12 protein-coding genes are annotated in these 17,024 nt (G+C 73.3%); 4 read left to right on the top strand and 8 right to left on the bottom strand.

The window, feature by feature from the left end:
* Nucleotides 1-5: 5 nt before the first annotated feature.
* From ftsW to rsmH, 8 genes are all read right to left on the bottom strand, one after another.
* Nucleotides 6-1,376, bottom strand: a complete 1,371-nt coding sequence (ftsW, locus tag ACFVHI_RS22130; RefSeq protein ID WP_063347236.1) for a putative lipid II flippase FtsW — start codon at nucleotides 1,374-1,376, stop codon at nucleotides 6-8.
* Nucleotides 1,377-1,444: 68 nt separating this feature from the next.
* Nucleotides 1,445-2,899, bottom strand: coding sequence for a UDP-N-acetylmuramoyl-L-alanine--D-glutamate ligase (murD, locus tag ACFVHI_RS22125; RefSeq protein ID WP_063347237.1), 1,455 nt, complete (start codon nucleotides 2,897-2,899; stop codon nucleotides 1,445-1,447).
* Nucleotides 2,896-3,957 carry a phospho-N-acetylmuramoyl-pentapeptide-transferase gene (gene mraY, locus ACFVHI_RS22120; RefSeq protein ID WP_063347238.1) on the bottom strand — a complete coding sequence of 354 codons (1,062 nt, stop codon included), beginning with the start codon at nucleotides 3,955-3,957 and terminating at the stop codon, nucleotides 2,896-2,898. The genes murD and mraY overlap by 4 nt, the downstream gene beginning before the upstream one ends.
* Nucleotides 3,957-5,360: a UDP-N-acetylmuramoyl-tripeptide--D-alanyl-D-alanine ligase gene (murF, locus tag ACFVHI_RS22115; RefSeq protein WP_063347239.1), complete on the bottom strand. Its 1,404-nt coding sequence runs from the start codon at nucleotides 5,358-5,360 to the stop codon at nucleotides 3,957-3,959. The genes mraY and murF overlap by 1 nt, the downstream gene beginning before the upstream one ends.
* Nucleotides 5,357-7,009 carry a UDP-N-acetylmuramoyl-L-alanyl-D-glutamate--2,6-diaminopimelate ligase gene (locus ACFVHI_RS22110; RefSeq protein ID WP_079135533.1) on the bottom strand — a complete coding sequence of 551 codons (1,653 nt, stop codon included), beginning with the start codon at nucleotides 7,007-7,009 and terminating at the stop codon, nucleotides 5,357-5,359. Before ACFVHI_RS22110 ends, murF begins: the two co-directional genes overlap by 4 nt.
* 6 nt (nucleotides 7,010-7,015) lie before the next feature.
* A complete protein-coding gene (locus ACFVHI_RS22105; RefSeq protein ID WP_063347241.1) occupies nucleotides 7,016-9,178 on the bottom strand; it encodes a penicillin-binding protein 2 in 2,163 nt (720 codons plus the stop codon).
* A complete protein-coding gene (locus tag ACFVHI_RS22100; RefSeq protein WP_079135534.1) occupies nucleotides 9,175-9,660 on the bottom strand; it encodes a hypothetical protein in 486 nt (161 codons plus the stop codon). The genes ACFVHI_RS22105 and ACFVHI_RS22100 overlap by 4 nt, the downstream gene beginning before the upstream one ends.
* Nucleotides 9,661-9,793: 133 nt before the next feature.
* Complete coding sequence (rsmH, locus tag ACFVHI_RS22095) at nucleotides 9,794-10,768, bottom strand: 16S rRNA (cytosine(1402)-N(4))-methyltransferase RsmH (protein WP_063347242.1); 975 nt, start codon at nucleotides 10,766-10,768, stop codon at nucleotides 9,794-9,796.
* 563 nt (nucleotides 10,769-11,331) lie between these two features.
* Here rsmH and ACFVHI_RS22090 point away from each other — a divergent pair.
* The 4 genes from ACFVHI_RS22090 to ACFVHI_RS22075 all read left to right on the top strand — a co-directional run bounded on the left by ACFVHI_RS22090 (nucleotide 11,332) and on the right by ACFVHI_RS22075 (nucleotide 16,960).
* Nucleotides 11,332-11,874 (top strand): carbonic anhydrase, encoded by a 543-nt coding sequence (locus tag ACFVHI_RS22090; protein ID WP_063347243.1) that lies wholly within the window; start codon nucleotides 11,332-11,334, stop codon nucleotides 11,872-11,874.
* A gap of 373 nt (nucleotides 11,875-12,247) precedes the next feature.
* Nucleotides 12,248-13,192 carry a MoxR family ATPase gene (locus tag ACFVHI_RS22085; protein WP_244293604.1) on the top strand — a complete coding sequence of 315 codons (945 nt, stop codon included), beginning with the start codon at nucleotides 12,248-12,250 and terminating at the stop codon, nucleotides 13,190-13,192.
* Nucleotide 13,193: 1 nt separating this feature from the next.
* Nucleotides 13,194-14,510, top strand: coding sequence for a DUF58 domain-containing protein (locus ACFVHI_RS22080; RefSeq protein WP_063347245.1), 1,317 nt, complete (start codon nucleotides 13,194-13,196; stop codon nucleotides 14,508-14,510).
* Entirely contained in the window at nucleotides 14,507-16,960 is a 2,454-nt protein-coding gene (locus ACFVHI_RS22075) for a DUF3488 and transglutaminase-like domain-containing protein (RefSeq protein WP_063347246.1), read from the top strand. The genes ACFVHI_RS22080 and ACFVHI_RS22075 overlap by 4 nt, the downstream gene beginning before the upstream one ends.
* Nucleotides 16,961-17,024 lie beyond the last annotated feature (64 nt).

The raw sequence follows: 17,024 nt of genomic DNA, 5'->3' as shown, positions 1-17,024 counted from the left end.
GAAATTCACCGCTCCCTGCGTGCCGGCCCCGGGGCCGGGCGCGCTGTGGTTCGTCGTCGTGGCAGCACCCGGGCCAGTCGTCTCCTGATCCGGGAGTTCTTGCTCCGGGCGGCCAGCGCCGCCTTCGCGCCCGAGGTGCTGCGCGCCAGGCACAGCAGCACTCCGATCGCGGACATGGCCGACAGCATGGCGGAACCCCCGTAGGAGAACAGCGGGAGCGGGACGCCCGCGATGGGCAGCAGTCCCAGCGCCGACCCCAGGTTGATCATGGCCTGCGCCATGATCCAGGTGGTGGCGGCTCCCGCGGCGTACCTGACGAAGGGGTCCTTCGTACCGATGGCCACACGGATACCCGCGTAGCCTAGTGCCGCGAAGAGACCGATCACCGACAGCGTCCCCACCAGGCCCAGTTCCTCGCCGGTCGCGGCGAAGATGAAGTCGGTGTGCGCCTCGGGCAGCTGGCCCCATTTCTCCACGCCGGCACCGAGGCCGGTGCCGAAGCCTCCGCCGAGCGCGAACGAGTAGACGCCGTGCAGCGCCTGGAAGCAGGCCCCGTCGGGGTCGGGCTTGGTGACGCCGATGCAGCCCAGGCGCTCCGCCCGGTGCGGGACGCTGATCACCAGCGCGGTGCAGACGACCACGGCCACCCCTACGGTGGCCACGAACAGCCGCAGCGGCGCGCCGACCATCCAGAGCATCGCGAACAGCATCGCCACCAGGATCATCGAGGTGCCCATGTCGCCGCCGAGCATGATCAGCGCGAGCAGCAGCAGGGCGCCCGGCACCAGCGGGACGAGCAGGTGCTTCCAGGTGGTGAGGGTGCCGGCCTTCTGCTTGCGGGCGAGCAGGTCGGCGCCCCAGAGCACCAGCGCGAGCTTGGCGAACTCCGAGGGCTGGAACTGGAAGAAGCCGAAGTCCAGCCAGTTCTGGTTGCCGTTGATCCGCACCCCGATGCCGGGCACGGCGACCAGCGCGAGCGCGCCGATCACCCCGAACATCACCGGGTAGACGATCACCCGCAGCACCGCCAGCGGCACGGAGGCGAAGCCGATCAGCAGGACCAGGCCGAGGATGGCCGCGATCAGCTGCTTGAGGAAGTAGTACTGCGCCGAGTGGTGCTGGCCCAGGGCGAGGATCTGCGAGGCCGAGAAGACCATCATCAGGCCGAGCACCACCAGCAGCAGCGTCGTGCCGATGACGAGCAGGTAGGGCGTGAGCGGCCGGTCCAGCCAGTACCGCACCCGGTACCGGAAGGCCCGGACCCGGGCCAGCGGTCCGGCCGACTTGTACTTGGTCGTGGTGGCCGAGATCACGCGCCACGGCTCGGCGGCCTCCCGCTCCGGTGCTCCGGAACCCGCCCTGCCCTGCCCAGCCACTCCCCGCTCACTCTCTCTTCACGGCTCACCCGCCGCCGGGCCGCTTTGGCCCGGCACGGCCCTTCGGCTCACTCCCCGCGGTCCGCCAGCTGCCGGACCGCGGCGGCGAAGAGGTCGCCGCGCTCGCCGTAGTTGGTGAACATGTCCATCGAGGCGCAGGCCGGTGCCAGCAGCACCGTGTCACCCGACCGGGCGAGCGAGGCGGCCGTCCGGACGACCTCCGCCATCGCCACCGCGCCAGTCTGGCCCTCGGCCGCCTCGATCACCGGGACATCCGGAGCGTGTCGCTCCAGCGCCTCCCGGATCAGCGCGCGGTCCTCGCCGATCAGCACGGCCGCGCGCAGCCGCCCGGCAGCGCCCTGGACCAGGTCGTCGAAGGTCGCGCCCTTGGCCAGGCCGCCGGCGATCCAGACGACCGGCCGGTAGGAGGCCAGCGAGGCGGCGGCGGCGTGGGTGTTGGTGGCCTTGGAGTCGTCGATGTAGGTGACCTCGCCGACCACGCCGACCTCGGCGATCCGGTGGGCGTCCGGGCGGAAGGCCCGCAGGCCCTCCCGGACGGCCTTCGGCTCGACGCCGTACGCCCGGGCCAGCGCCGCCGCGGCGAGCGCGTTGGCGATGTTGTGCGGGGCCGGTGGGTTGACGTCCTCGACGGCGCCCAGCTCGGCCGCGTTCTTGGCCCGGTCGGCCACGAACGCGCGGTCCACCAGCAGCCCGTCGACCACGCCGAGGTTCGACAGGGCGGGCGCGCCGAGGCCGAAGCCGATCGCCCGGCAGCCCTCCTCGACGTCGGCCTCGCGGACCAGCGCCTCGGTGGCCGGGTCGGCCAGGTTGTACACGCAGGCGACGGTGTTGCCCTGGTAGATCCGGCCCTTGTCGGCGGCGTACGCCTCCATCGAGCCGTGCCAGTCGAGGTGGTCGGGGGCCAGGTTGAGCACGACCGCCGAGTGCGGGCGCAGCGAGGGCGCCCAGTGCAGCTGGTAGCTGGAGAGCTCGACGGCGAGCACGTCGTAGGGCTCCTCGGCGAGGACCGCGTCCAGCACCGACACCCCGACGTTGCCGACGGCGGCGGTGCGCCTGCCGGCGGCGGTGAGGATCGAGGCGAGCATCTGGACGGTGGTGGTCTTGCCGTTGGTGCCGGTGACGGCCAGCCAGGGGGCGGGCTCGCCGGTGGCGGGCAGCGGCCGGCGCAGGCGCCAGGCGAGTTCGACGTCGCCCCAGACCTCGATGCCGGCCGCCGCGGCGGCGGCGAACAGCGGGCGGTCGGGCGCCCAGCCGGGCGAGGTGACGACCAGCCGGGTGCCCTCGGGCAGGCTGTCGCCGTCGCCGAGGCGGACGGTGACGCCGAGCGCCTCCAGCTCGGCGGCCCGGGCGGTCAGGCCCGCGCCGCTGCCGCCGTCCACCACGGTGACGTGGGCGCCGAGGCCGTGCAGGACGCGCGCGGCGCTGATGCCGGAGACGCCGAGCCCGGCGACGACGACGGGCAGCTTCACGAACTGCGAATTGATCAACTGGGGGTTCGTCATCCGGTCCGGTATCCCGCGTAGAAGAGGCCGAGGCCGACGGCCACGCAGAGTCCCTGGATGATCCAGAACCGGACCACGACCAGGACTTCGCTCCAGCCCTTGAGTTCGAAGTGGTGCTGCAGTGGCGCCATCTTGAAGACGCGCTTGCCGGTCATCCGGAACGAGCCGACCTGGATGATCACCGACAGGGTGATGATCATGAAGAGGCCGCCGAGCAGGATCAGCAGCAGCTCGGTGCGCGAGCAGATCGCCAGGCCGGCCAGGGCGCCGCCGAGGGCGAGCGAGCCGGTGTCGCCCATGAAGATCTTGGCGGGCGAGGTGTTCCACCAGAGGAAGCCGAAGCAGGAGCCCATCAGGGCGGCGGCGACCACCGCGAGGTCCAGCGGGTCGCGGACGTCGTAGCAGCTGACGGTCGCGGTGACGGAGTAGGCGCAGCTCTGCCCGTACTCCCAGACGCCGATGAAGGTGTAGGCGCCGAAGGCCATCACCGAGGCACCGGTGGCGAGGCCGTCCAGACCGTCCGTCAGGTTCACGCCGTTGGAGGTCGCGGCGATCATGAAGTAGGCGAAGATGACGAACAGCACCGGGCCGATCGACCAGCCGTAGTCCCGCACGAAGGACAGGTGCTGGGACGCCGGGGTGAGCCCGCGGTCGTCGTGGAACTGCAGCGCCAGCACGGCGAAGGCCAGGCCGACGATGGACTGGCCGGCCAGCTTCGCCTTGGCCCGCAGACCGAGCGAGCGGCGCTTGACCACCTTGATGTAGTCGTCCAGGAAGCCGACCAGGCCCAGACCCGCCGTCAGGAAGAGCACCAGCAGGCCGGAGGCGGTCGGGCTCTCGCCCGTTATCGCCTTGGTCCCGAAGTAGGCGATCAGGGTCGCCAGGATGAAGGCGATGCCGCCCATGGTGGGCGTGCCCTTCTTGCTGTGGTGCGCCTTCGGCCCGTCGTCACGGATGTACTGGCCGTAGCCCTGCCGGGCGAGCAGCTTGATCAGGGCGGGGGTGCCGGCCAGCGACAGGATCAGGCCGATCATGCCGGAGAAGAGGATCTGCTTCATTACGCGGCCACACCGTCCGAGAGGAGGGCCTCGGCCACCTTCTCCAGCCCCACCGAACGGGACGCCTTCACCAGGACCACATCCCCCGGCCGAAGTTGACTGCGCAGCAGCTCGACCGCCGCGTCCGCGTCGGACACCAGCACCGACTCCTCACCCCACGAACCTTCGTTCCTCGCGCCGAGTTCCATGCAGGCCGCCTCGCGTCCACCGACCGCCACCAGCTTGGTGACGTCCAGTCGGACGGCGAGCCGCCCGATGGCGTCGTGCTCGGCCAGGCTCTCCTCGCCGAGCTCCCGCATCTCGCCGAGCACCGCCCAGGTGCGGCGGCGCTCCGGGCCGCGTCCCCCCATCGAGACCAGCGCCCGCAGCGCGGCCCGCATCGAGTCGGGGTTCGCGTTGTAGGCGTCGTTGACGACGGTGACACCATCGGCCCGGTCGACGACCTCCATGCGCCAGCGGGACAGCGCACCCGCTTCGCCCAGGGCGGTCGCGGTGTCGTCGACGGACATCCCGAGCTCCACCGCCACCGCAGCGGCGGCGAGGGCGTTCGAGACGTGGTGCTCACCGTACAGGCGCAGCTGCACGGGCGCGGAACCGGCCGGGGTGGTGAGCGTGAAGGACGGCCGTCCGGCGGCGTCCAGCTGAACGTTCGTCGCCCGGACGTGGGCGTCCGGGGATTCCCCGAACAGGACCACCTTCGCCCTGGTACGGCTGGCCATCGCGCGCACCAGCCGGTCGTCCGCGTTGAGGATCGCGGCGCCGTCGGCGGGCAGCGCCTCGACGAGTTCGCCCTTCGCCTCGGCGATCGCCTCCTGCGAGCCGAACTCGCCGACGTGCGCGGTGCCGACGTTCAGCACCAGGCCGATCCGGGGCGGCGTGATCGTGGTGAGGTACTCGATGTCGCCCTTGTGCCGGGCGCCCATCTCCATGACCAGGTGCCGGGTGCCGGGCTCGACCCGCAGCGCGGTCATCGGGTGGCCGATCTCGTTGTTGAGCGAGCCGGGCGGGTAGACCGTGTCGCCGATGCGCTGCAACAGCTGCGCGATCAGGTCCTTGGTGCTGGTCTTGCCGGCCGAGCCGGTCAGCGCGACGACGGCGGTGCCCTCGGCGCGGGCGACCACGGTCCGGGCCAGCTTGCCGAGCGCGTCCACCACACTGTCGACCAGGACGGCGGGCACGCCGACCGGGTGGTCGGCCAGCACCGCGACGGCGCCGGCCCCGACCGCGACGGCGGCGTAGTCGTGGCCGTCCACGTGCTCGCCGACGAAGGCCGCGAACAGGCCGCCGGGGCGCACCTTCCGCGAGTCGACCTCGACCGGGCCGGTCACCAGGGCGCCGGGGTCGGCGCCGTCCAGGATGCCCCCGACTGCGGCGGCCACCTCGGCGAGGGTCAGTGCGATCACTGCTGCTCTACTCCTCGGTCGCCCCGGGCGGCCGTGGTCTGCGTGATGGATTCGCGCAGCACCTCCCGGTCGTCGAAGGGGCGGATCTCGTCTCGTACGTACTGGCCAAGTTCGTGGCCCTTGCCGGCCACCAGCACGGTGTCCCCGGCGTGGGCGCGGGCGACGGCGATCCGGATCGCCTCGGCCCGGTCGGGGACGACCAGGACGGTCCCGCGCTCGGCCTCGGGCACCGCTGCGGCGCCGGTCAGCATGCTGGCGAGGATCGCCAGCGGGTCCTCACTGCGCGGGTTGTCGCTGGTCAGCAGGGCGGTGTCGGCGAGCCGGGCGGCGATGGCGCCCATCGGGCCGCGCTTGTGCGGGTCGCGGTCTCCGCCGCAGCCGACGACGACGTGCAGCCGGCCCTTGGTGACCTCGCGCAGCGAGCCGAGGACGGCCTGGAGGGCGTCCGGCTTGTGCGCGTAGTCGACCACGGCGACGAACGCCTGTCCGGCGTCCACCCGCTCCAGCCGGCCCGGCACGCCGGGCACCGCGGCGACGCCGGCCACGGCCCGCTCCAGCGGCAGGCCGGCGGCGACCAGCAGGGTGATCGCGGCGAGCGCGTTGGCCACGTTGAACGGGCCGGGCAGCGGCACGGCCGCGTCGGCCTCGGCGCCGTCCGGGCCGAGCACCCGGAAGGTGGAGCCGACCGGGCCGAGCTGGACGTCCACCGCCCGCCAGTCGGCCTCGACGGCGCCGGTGGCGGAGAAGGTGGTCACCGGGATCTTGGCCTCGGCGGCCAGCCGGCGGCCGTACTCGTCGTCCACGTTGACCACGCCGTGGCGGGACTTACCGGGCTGGAAGAGCCGGGCCTTCGCCTGGAAGTAGTCCTCCATGTCCGGGTGGAAGTCGAGGTGCTCGGGGGTGAGGTTGTTGAACAGGGAGACGTCGTACGTCACCCCGTCGGTGCGGCCGTAGACCAGCGCGTGGCTGGAGACCTCCATGGTCACCGCGTCCGCGCCGCGCTCGGCCATCACGCCGAGGATCGCGTGCAGGTCGGTGGCCTCGGGGGTGGTGCGCTCGCTCTTGATCCGCTCGTCGCCGACCCGCATCTCGACGGTGCCGATCACCCCGGGGGCGCGCCCGGCGCCGAGCAGGCCGCCCTCGACCAGGTAGGAGGTGGTGGTCTTGCCGTTGGTGCCGGTCAGCCCGATCATCAGCAGCCGCTCGGAGGGGCGGCCGTAGACGGCGGCCGCGAGCTCGCCCATCCGGGCCCGCGGCCGGTCGACGACCAGCAGCGGCAGGCCGGTGCCGGCCGCCAGCTCGGCGCCGGCCGGGTCGGTGAGCAGCGCCGCCGCGCCCGCCGCCGCGGCCTGGGCCGCGAAGGCCGCGCCGTGGTGGTTGGCGCCGGGGAAGGCCACGTACACGTCGCCGGGGCGCACCGCCCGGGAGTCGTGGGTGACGCCGCTGACGAGGCCCCCCTCGACGGGGTCGAGGCCCAGCTGGCGGGCCAGTTCGGCGAGCGGCAGGGCGGCGGTCCCGGCCGGGCGGGGCGGACTCACGGTGATTTGATCGGGTTTCGGCACGGCGGGAAGGCTATCCGCCGAAGGGTGTCCAGGGCCAAACCGGCCCTTCGCCGCGCCGCCGTCCGGCCCGACCCGCTCGTTGCTCATGCTCGCTCACGGCTTCCACTCGACGGGCAGGTTGGGCGCCTCGCTGCCGCTGGGCGGGACCTGCATGGTCTTCAGGGTGAACTCCATCACCTGCTTGAACACCGGTCCGCACAGCTGGCCGCCGAAGTGGCCGTTGACCGGCCCCTGGAGGGTGCAGGAGACGGTGTACCGGGGGGCGTCGGCGGGGGCGAAGCCGATGAAGGAGGCGGTGTAGCCGTCGTAGCCGACGCCGTTGGCGGCCCCCCGGTTGGCGGTGCCGGTCTTGCCGGCGACCCGGTAGCCGGGGATGGCGGCCTTGCCGCCGGTGCCCTGCTCGTCGTCGACGACCGACTCCAGCATCGAGGTGAGGGTCTTGGCGGTCTCTTCGCCGACCACCCGGGTCTGCTCGCCCGGCGGGGTCGCGGTGTACTTGCCGTCCGGGCTGGTGGTGCCCTGGACGATGCTGGGCGCGACCCGGACGCCGCCGTTGGCGATGGTCGAGTACACCGAGGTGGCCTGCAGCGCGTTCATCTGCATCGGGCCCTGGCCGAAGGAGGTGTTGTACTTCTCCGAGGCGACAAGGTCCTCCGGCTTCTTGAGCTTCCCGGCCGTCTCGCCGGGGAAGTTCAGACCGGTCGGCTGGGCGACGCCGAACTTGCGCATGTAGCTGTCCAGGATCTGGTTGGCCTTCAGCTGGTCGCCGTCGCCGAGCGTCTCCATGGCCTCGATGGTGCCGATGTTGGAGGACTTGGCCAGCACCCCGGCCAGGGTCAGGTACCAGGTTTTGTGCTCGATGTCGTCCTTGAACTGCTGGCCGGCCCGGACCAGCGGGTAGGGCACCGTGACCTTGGTGTCCCAGGTGGCCTTGCCGGTGTCCAGGACGGCTCCCAGGGTCATCAGCTTGGCGGTGCTGCCCGGCTCGTACGCGTCGACCAGCGCGGCGTTGCCCATCTGGGACTGCTTGGCGGTGCTCAGGTCGTTCGGGTTGAAGCCGGGCGCGGTGGCCATCGCGAGGACCTGACCGGTCTTCACGTCCTGGACGACGACGTAGCCCTTCTCCGCCCCGGAGTTGGCGACCTGGTCGGTGAGCGCCCGCTGGGCGGCCCACTGGATGTCCCGGTTGATGGTCAGCTTCACGTCGGTGCCGGGCACGGCCGGGTCCATCGAGCCCCCGGCGGTGGGCACCAGCCGGCCGCCCGCCTGGGCGTAGCTGCTGTGCCCGTCCTTGCCGGCGAGCTGCTTCTGGTACTGGAGCTCCAGGCCGCCGGCGCCCTCGCCCTCGCCGTTGACGAAGCCGACCAGGTTGGCGGCCAGGCCGTCGGCGGGGTAGATCCGCTTCTGGGTCTCCCGGTTGAACACCCCGGCCAGCGGGTTGGCGCACTCGTTGTCGACCCGGGTGCGTCCGCCCTGGCCGGCGGCCTTGGTCAGCAGCCGCTTCTGGGCCTGGCAGGTCCGCGAGCCGGCCTGCTTCTCCAGGCCCGCCTTGAGGTCGCTGATCTGGCTCTTGGTGGCCGGGGTCTGCTGGGCGGCGAGCCGCTTGTAGCGGGTCTTGGGGGTGTGCAGGTCGGCGGCGATCTTGTCCTTGGGCACGCCGAGGATCGGCGACAGCAGGGCGGCCGCCTGCTCCGGGGCGTCCGGGATGCCGGTCGCCGCCGGGGTGAACATCGCCGGGTCGGCGGTGATGTCGTACGCGTCGACGGTGGCGGCCAGCGCCACCCCGTCGGAGGACGTTATCGAGCCGCGCTCGGCGGTGATCGGGATGTTCAGGTAGCGGTTGGTGTTGGCGTCGGCGGCCAGCGCGTCGGAGTCCAGCAGCTGGAGCTGCACCAGGCGGCCGGCGAACACCGAGAACACCAGCGACATCACCACGGTGATCACCCGCAGGCGGCGCTTGGGCTCGGCCAGCCGGAGCGCCTTGGGGCGCTGCGGGCGGCGCGGCCGGACGGCGGCCTGGCTCCGGGCCGGCGGGCGGCCCTCGGGGCGGCGCTGCTGCGGTGCCCGGGGTGTACGGGCGGCGGCGGCCTTGGCGGGCTGTCCCTTGACGGGCTGCCCCTTCGCGGGCTGCCCCTTTGCGGGCTGGGCCTTGCCGGCGGACTGGCCGCGCGGCGCGGCCGCGCGGGGCGCGGCGCCCTTGGGCGGCTGACGGCGGCCGTTGCCGGAGCCTCCGGACGGCTGACGTGGCGTGCTCATCGGCCCGCACCTCCGGTCGACGGTGCGGGCGCGGCCGGGGAGGCCGGGTTGATCTGGACCACGGAGTCACCGGCAGTCGCCCCCGGACTCGGTGCACCTGGGGGCGCACCCGTCGGGGCGCTCGGCGCCGGCTGCTTCATCGGCCACGGGTCGACCGTCGAGCGCTTGACCGGCGGGCTGTCCTGCGCCGGTCCGGGCGTGCCGATCACCTTGCCGCCGTTCGGGACGTCCAGGAAGGCCATCCCGCCGGCCGGGACCATGCCCAGCTCGGCGGCCCGCCGGGCCAGCGCGTCCGGCGCCGAGCTCTGGTCGATCTGGTGCTGGAGGCCCTGCTTCTCGTCGGTCGCCACGGTGGTCTGCTTCTGCAGCCGGGACAGCTCGAAGGAGCCCTCGTTGAGCGCCGTGTTCAGCGCCAGCAGCCCGAGCAGCCCCGCCGCGAGCAGCACCACCACGAGCACCGCGAACGGCGTGCGGCCCCGCACCGGACGCCGCCCCGGCCGGACCGTGATCCGCGCCCTGCCCTGTCCGGGGAACGATCCCCGCCCCGCCCGGACCTCACCGGCCACCGGCCCCACTGCTCTCCTCCGCCCTTCGGACCCCGCCGGGGCCAACGTTTCAGCCCCGCTTGCTACGGTCCCTGATCCTCTCCGCCACCCGCAGCCGTACGGGCGCGGCGCGCCGGTTCTCCTCGATCTCCTCCTCCGTGGCCTGCTCGGCACCACGGGTGATCAGCTTGAGCCAGGGCTGGTGCTCCTCCGGGATGAACGGCAGCCCCGGCGGCGCGGTGTTGGTCGACCCGGCGGCGAAGTACTGCTTCACCAGCCGGTCTTCCAGCGACTGGTAGGACATCACGACCATCCGACCGCCGATCGCCAGGGCCTCCAGCGCTCCGGGGATCGCCCGGTCCAGGACCTCCAGCTCGCCGTTGACCTCGATCCGCAGCGCCTGGAACGTCCGCTTGGCCGGGTTCCCGCCGGTCCGGCGGGTCGCCGCCGGAATGGCGTTCCGCACCAACTCGACCAGACGCGCGCTGTTGGTGAACGGTTCCTTCTCCCGCTCCCGCAGGATCACCGAGGCGATCTTCCCGGCGAACCGCTCCTCGCCGTAGACCTTGAGGATCCGGGCCAGGGCACCGTGGCTGTAGGTGTTCAGCACCTCCGCCGCGCTGATCCCCCGGGTCTGGTCCATCCGCATGTCCAGCGGCGCGTCCTGCGCGTACGCGAAACCGCGATCGGCCTCGTCCAGCTGCATCGAGGAGACGCCGAGGTCGAACAGGACGCCGTCCACCCGGTCGATGTCCAGGCGCTCCAGCACCTCGGGGATCTCGTCGTAGACGGCGTGCACCAGGGTGGCCCGGTCGCCGAAGGGCGCCAGCCGCTCGCCGGAGAGCTTCAGCGCCTGCGGATCGCGGTCCACCGCGACCAGCCGCACCTCGGGGAACTGGGTGAGCAGCGCCTCGCTGTGCCCGCCGAGGCCGAGGGTGGCGTCCACCACCACCGCCCCGGGGCGCGAGATCGCCGGAGCCAGGGCGTCCATGCACCGCTGCAGCATGACCGGAACGTGCTTGGGGCCCGGATCGTTGGTGGTCATGCGCGGTGGCGCCCTTCCTCAGGTGCGGAGCAGCCCGACGACCGGGAGCTTCGACCATTCTCGCCCACCACTGCACGACGCGACGACGCGGCCCGTGGTCCCCGCCCGCTCCAAGGGGAAGATCGTGACCGCCCGGCGCCGGGGAAGGTGCGCCAGGTGGGCACGGAGCGGGTGGAGGCCACGGGCCGCATCGACCGGGCCACCCGGGCCGGAAAAGCCCGGTTGACGGGATCCGGCGGGTGTGCTCCACTGCGCCGCAAACTCTATCGCGCGGACCCCGCCAGTCAATGGTCCGCTCCGGCGCACCACCCGGGCGGCGGTACGGATCACCGCAGGTCGCAGCCGTGGGACTGGCCCCGCGGAGGTGCCGGCCGGGGGCCTGCGGGAGCGGCCGCGCGCCCCACCCGCGCACCCGCCCCGCGGGCGCTCCGGGACCAGCCCGGACAAACCCTCCCGAACGCGTGGAACGGTCGGCCCGTTGTGGCTATGCGCTCGATCACAGCGGCCCGATCTGTAGCTCTCCTCCCCACCGCGGGCGCCCGAATCGCACTAACGTCGCCACCATGACAGTGACCCCCGACCGGCCGACGCCGACCGACGCTGCCGACTCCCCGCGACCCGCCATCATCGACCGCTTCGTCACGGACAACCGCGAGTACGCCGTGACCTTCCGGGACGGCGGGATGGACGCCCGCCCGGTCCAGAAGATCGCCGTGGTGGCGTGCATGGACGCCCGCCTCGACCTCTTCGCGGCACTCGGCCTCGAACTGGGCGACGCCCACGTCATCCGCAACGCGGGCGGCGTCGTCACCGACGACACCATCCGCTCCCTCACCATCAGTCAGCGCGCCCTCGGCACCCGCTCGGTCGCGCTGATCCACCACACCGGCTGCGGCCTGCTCGGGCTGACCGAGGACTTCCGCCGCGAGCTGGAACTGGAGGTCGGCCAGCGCCCGCAGTGGGCGGTGGAGGCCTTCGTCGACCTCGACGGCGACGTCCGCCAGTCCATGCAGCGGGTCCGCACCTCGCCCTTCCTGCTGCACACCGACGACGTCCGCGGCTTCGTCTTCGACGTCCACACCGGGCTCCTGCGCGAAATCCACTGAACCCCGTACCGCACCACCGCCCCCGCACCGTGCACCGCCCGGCCAACGGCGTCCGGGCATCCGGGGCCCTCCCGAGGGTGACTTCTGGTCACCGGTCAGGGGAGAATGCGCCTGCCGGTCAGACCCCGAACCACCTGGGGCGGCCAGGCCGCAGGCCGCTGCCCCGGCGCCGGATCCCCGACGGAACCGCCCCTGGGAAGGCCGCGTCAAGCATGGGGTGGGGTCCGGCCTCGGGGTGAGGCGGGCACAGGGTGCCAGGGAGCGTATACGGGTGACGAGCTACAGCGATCAGGCCGGTCTCGGCAGTTCTGCGGGGGGCGACCAGGGGACGGACGGGTACCACCGGGCCGGACTTCCCGAGCTCGCCGCGGTCGTGGACCGGATCCGCGCCAACATCGAGAGCGTGATCGAGGGCAAGCCGGAGGCCGTCCGGATCGCACTGACCGTCCTGCTCGCCGAGGGCCACCTGCTGCTGGAGGACGTGCCCGGCGTCGGCAAGACCATGCTGGCCAAGGCACTCGCCCGCTCGGTCGACTGCACCGTCCGCCGCATCCAGTTCACGCCCGATCTGCTGCCCTCGGACGTCACCGGCACCAACATCTACGACCAGCACCAGCGCGACTTCGAGTTCCGCCCGGGCGCGATCTTCGCGCAGATCGTGGTCGGCGACGAGATCAACCGCGCCTCGCCCAAGACCCAGTCCGCACTGCTGGAGTCGATGGAGGAGCGCCAGGTCACCATCGACGGCACCAGCTACGAGCTGCCCTCGCCGTTCATGGTCGTGGCCACCCAGAACCCGGTCGAGATGGAGGGCACCTACCCCCTGCCGGAGGCCCAGCGGGACCGCTTCATGGCCCGGATCTCGATCGGCTACCCCAGCCCCGAGGCCGAGTTCGCGATGCTCGACGTGCACTCCGGCGCCAGCCCGCTGGAGGACCTCCAGCCGGTGGCGCACGCCTCCGACATCCTCAAGCTGGTCGACCTGGTGCGCAGCGTGCACATCGCCGACCCGGTCCGCCGCTACGCCGTCGACCTGGTCGGCGCCACCCGCACCAGCCACGAACTGCGTCTGGGCGCCTCGCCGCGCGCCACCCTGCACCTGGTCCGGGCCGCCCGCGCCGCCGCCGCGCTCGACGGGCGCGACTACGTCACCCCGGACGACATCCAGCGCCTGGCCGTGCCCGTCCTCGCGCACCGTCTGATGCCGACCGCCGAGACCCAGCTCAGCCGCCGCACCGCCGAGCAGATCGTGACCGACCTGGTCGCCCGGCTGCCGCTGCCGCGCCCGCAGGGCGGCCCGGCCGTCCGGAGGGGCTGAGGTGGCCCCGTCCGACCCGACGTCAGGACTGCGGGCCGGGCTGCGCGGCCTCACCACCCGGGGGCGCTCCTTCCTCGCCGCCGGCGTCACCGCGGTCGGCTGCGCCTACCTGCTCGACCAGGACGCGCTGCTGCGCGTCGGCGTGCTGCTCGCCGCGCTGCCGCTGGCCGCCGCGCTGATGGTCGCCAACACCCGCTACCGGGTGGCCAGCGGCCGCCGGCTGAGCCCGCGTCGCGCGGTGGCCGGCCAGGAGGCCCGGGTCCACCTGCGGGTCGACAACGTCTCCCGGGTGCCCACCGGGCTGCTGCTCCTGGAGGACAAGGTCCCGTACGTGCTCGGGCCGCGCCCGCGCTTCGTGCTGGACCGGGTCGAGCCGCGCGGCCACCGCGAGGTCTCCTACCGGGTCCGCTCCGACCTGCGCGGCCGCTACCCGCTCGGGCCGCTCCAGCTGCGGCTGTCCGACCCGTTCGGGATGTGCGAGGTGAACCGTTCCTTCTCCGCCTCCGACGTCCTCACCGTCGTCCCCCAGGTCCAGGCCCTGCCGCACGTGCGGCTGAGCGGCGAGTGGGGCGGCCAGGGCGAGAGCCGTGCCCGCACCCTGGCGCTGGCCGGCGACGACGACGTGATCCTGCGCGAGTACCGGCCCGGCGACGACCTGCGCCGGGTGCACTGGAAGTCCACCGCCCGGTACGGCGAGCTGATGGTGCGCCGCGAGGAGCAGCCGCAGCGGGCCCGGGCGACCGTCCTGCTGGACACCCGGGAGATCGGCCACCGGGGCAGCGGCCCCGCCTCCTCCTTCGAGTGGGCCGTGAGCTGCGCCGCCTCGGTCGCCGCGCACCTGCTGGAGCGCGGCTACCAGACCCAACTGCTCACCGACACCGGCCAGTGGGTGCCCGGCCCCGGCGGCGGCAACACCGCGGCCGACGCCTCCGGGCTGATCCTGGACGCGCTCGCGGTGGCCGACCTGTCCGACGGCGGCGGCCTCTCCCGCGCCGAGGAGCCGCTGCGCGCCGGCGGCGAGGGACTGCTGGTCGCCGTGCTCGGCGAACTCGACGAGGCGCAGACCGTCCGGCTGGCCCGGCTGCGCAACCGCACCGGCGGGGCCGTCGCGTTCCTCCTCGACACCGGCACCTGGGCGGGCCTGCGGATGCTCGCCCCCAACACCGGCGGCGACGAGTTCCGCAACCGGGTCCGGCAGCTGCGCGAGGCCGGCTGGACCGTCCTGCCGGCCAGCTCCGGGGACTCCGTCCCGGACCTCTGGCAGGCCGCCGACGGCGCCAAGACGACCTCCCCCTACCGAGAAGAGACCGGCGCGTGACCACCCGGGCCAAACTGACCGTCTACTCGGCGCTGGCCACCGCCCTCGCGTCGCTCTGCCTGACCCCGCTGCTCACCACCAGGAGCTGGGTCACCCACGCCTTCCTGGTGATCGCGGTGATCGCGGCGGTCGGCGCGGGCCTGCGGCGGGCCCCGCTGTACCGCTGGACGGTGCCGGTCGGCCAGCTGCTGGTGCTGTTCCTGCTGATCCTGATCGGCTTCGCCGGCTCCGGCTCGCTGCTGGGAGGCGTGCTGCCCGGGCCGTCCTCGCTGCGCGCCCTCGACCACGTCGTCAGCTCCGGCCTGGACGACATCCAGGTGTACGCCATCCCGGCGCCCCCCAACCCGGGCCTGCGGCTGATCCTGGTCGCCGCGGTCGGCCTGGTCGCCGTCGTGGTGGACACCGTCGCGGTGACGTACCGGCGCTCGGCGCTGGCCGGGCTACCGCTGCTGGCGCTGTACTCGGTCGGCAACGGGCTCTCCGGGGACCACGGCAGCTGGCTCTGGTTCGCCCTGGCGTCGGCCGGCTACCTGGTGCTGCTGTTCGCCGAGGGGCAGGACCGGGTCTCCCGCTGGGGCCGGGTCTTCCACGGCAGCTCGCGCGACTGGACGAGCTCCGGCCGGGTCAGCCCGGGCGGCCAGCAGGTCGGCGTCCTCGCGCTGGTCGCGGCGCTGCTGCTGCCGGTCGTCCTGCCGCACTGGGACTCCGGCCTGCTGAGCCCCGACTCCGGCGGGTCCTCGGGCAGGAGCTCCATCGGGTCGGCCACCAGCCTCGACCCGCTGGTCAGCCTGGAGTCGGCGGTCACCAAGCCCACCAACAACGAACTGCTCACCTACACCCTGGACAGCGAAATCGCCGACCAGGTCTACCTGCGCACCGGGGCACTGGACCAGTTCGACGGCACCAACTGGCGGCTCGGCAGCACCACGGTCAACGACCTCCCGTCCTCCTTCCCCGCCCCCGAGGGCCTGCGGGACGCCAACCTCCCCCGGATCGAGGGCGACTTCCAGATCAGCGACCGGCTGGAGAAGAGCTGGCTGCCGATGCCCTATCCGGCCGCCTCCGTCCAGGTCCCCAACCGCTCCGACTGGAAGCTCGACCCGTTCACCCGCACCGTCCTGCCGACCAACGACCGGGCGATCCGCGGCCTGCGCTACCACGTCAGCGCCCTGGACCTGCGGCCCACCGCGAACGAGCTGCGCACCGCCTCGACCGCGCCGCAGGACATCCGGGACCACTACACCAGCCTCCCCCAGGACCTCCCGCCGGTCGTCGCGCAGCAGGCCCACGAGGTCACCGCCAAGGCGACGAACGACTACGACCGGGCGATGGCGCTGGTGAACTGGTTCACCGGCCCGCAGTTCCAGTACGACACCGCGGTCAACGGCGGCACCGGCAGCAACGCGATCGCGGTCTTCCTGCGCGACCGCAAGGGCTTCTGCGTCCACTTCGCCTCCACCATGGCGGCGATGGCCCGCACCCTGAAGATCCCGTCCCGGGTGGCCGTCGGCTTCACCCCCGGCGACGCCAAGGGCGGCAACGTCTACTCGGTGACCGGCCGGATGTACCACGCCTGGCCCGAGCTGTACTTCTCGGGCTACGGCTGGCTGCGCTTCGAGCCCACCCCGAGCCGCGGCAACCAGCCGCGCTACACCGAGCAGTCCACCACCGCGACCACCGCGCCGTCCCAGCAGCCGACCGCCTCCGCGCAGAGCTCGGCGCCGGTCCCGGCGCCGACCGACAGCAAGGGCTGCGACGCGAAGCAGCGCCAGCTGGGTGAGTGCGGCGACAGGAGCAAGGCCGTCAGCAGTGCCGCCGAGGACTCCTGGCTGCTGTCCGGGCAGGTCCTGGGCAGCGCCGCCGTGGTGGTGCTGGTGATCGCGCTGCTGCTGGTGCCGATGCTCTGGCGGTCGGCGCTGCGCCGGCGCCGGCTCGGCTCCGGCGGCCGGCGCGGGCCCGGCCGTGGCCCGGCCGAGCTCACCGACGCCCAGGTGCTGGCCGCCTGGGACGAGCTGATCGACTCCGCCTGGGACGTCGGAATTCCCCCGGACGAGTCACACACCCCGCGCTCGGCCGCCCGGCGGATCACCGAGAAGGCTGAGCTGGACGCGGACTCGGCGGCGGCCGCCGGTCGGCTGGCGCTGGCCACCGAACGGGTGCTCTACGCTCCGGCCGGCCAGGTCACCACCGCCCCGCTGTCGGCCGACGTCCGGACCGCCCGGCAGGGCCTGCGGGCCACCGCCAGCCGGGCCGGACGGACCAGGGCGGTGCTGCTGCCGCCGTCCTCGGCCCAGCTGTGGTGGCGGATCTCCGACGCCCTGCGAGCGGCCCGGGAGGCGGTCGGCACCAGGGTCGGCCGGGTGTCCACCGCGGTCACCGGCCCGGTGCGGCGGGTGGTCTCCCGGCGCAAGCGCAAGCCGGAGTCCGAGCAGGACCCCGGGGAGTCCTGAGCGGGGCCCGAGCGAACGGGCCGTCGCGCGGATACGAGAACGCCGGGGCGGGCAGTCGATCGAC

The organism is Kitasatospora sp. NPDC127121 (assembly GCF_042677305.1).
GTDB lineage: Bacteria > Actinomycetota > Actinomycetes > Streptomycetales > Streptomycetaceae > Kitasatospora.
Note: the sequence above shows the minus strand (reverse complement) of the source record. Positions and strands in the feature narration are given on the sequence as shown.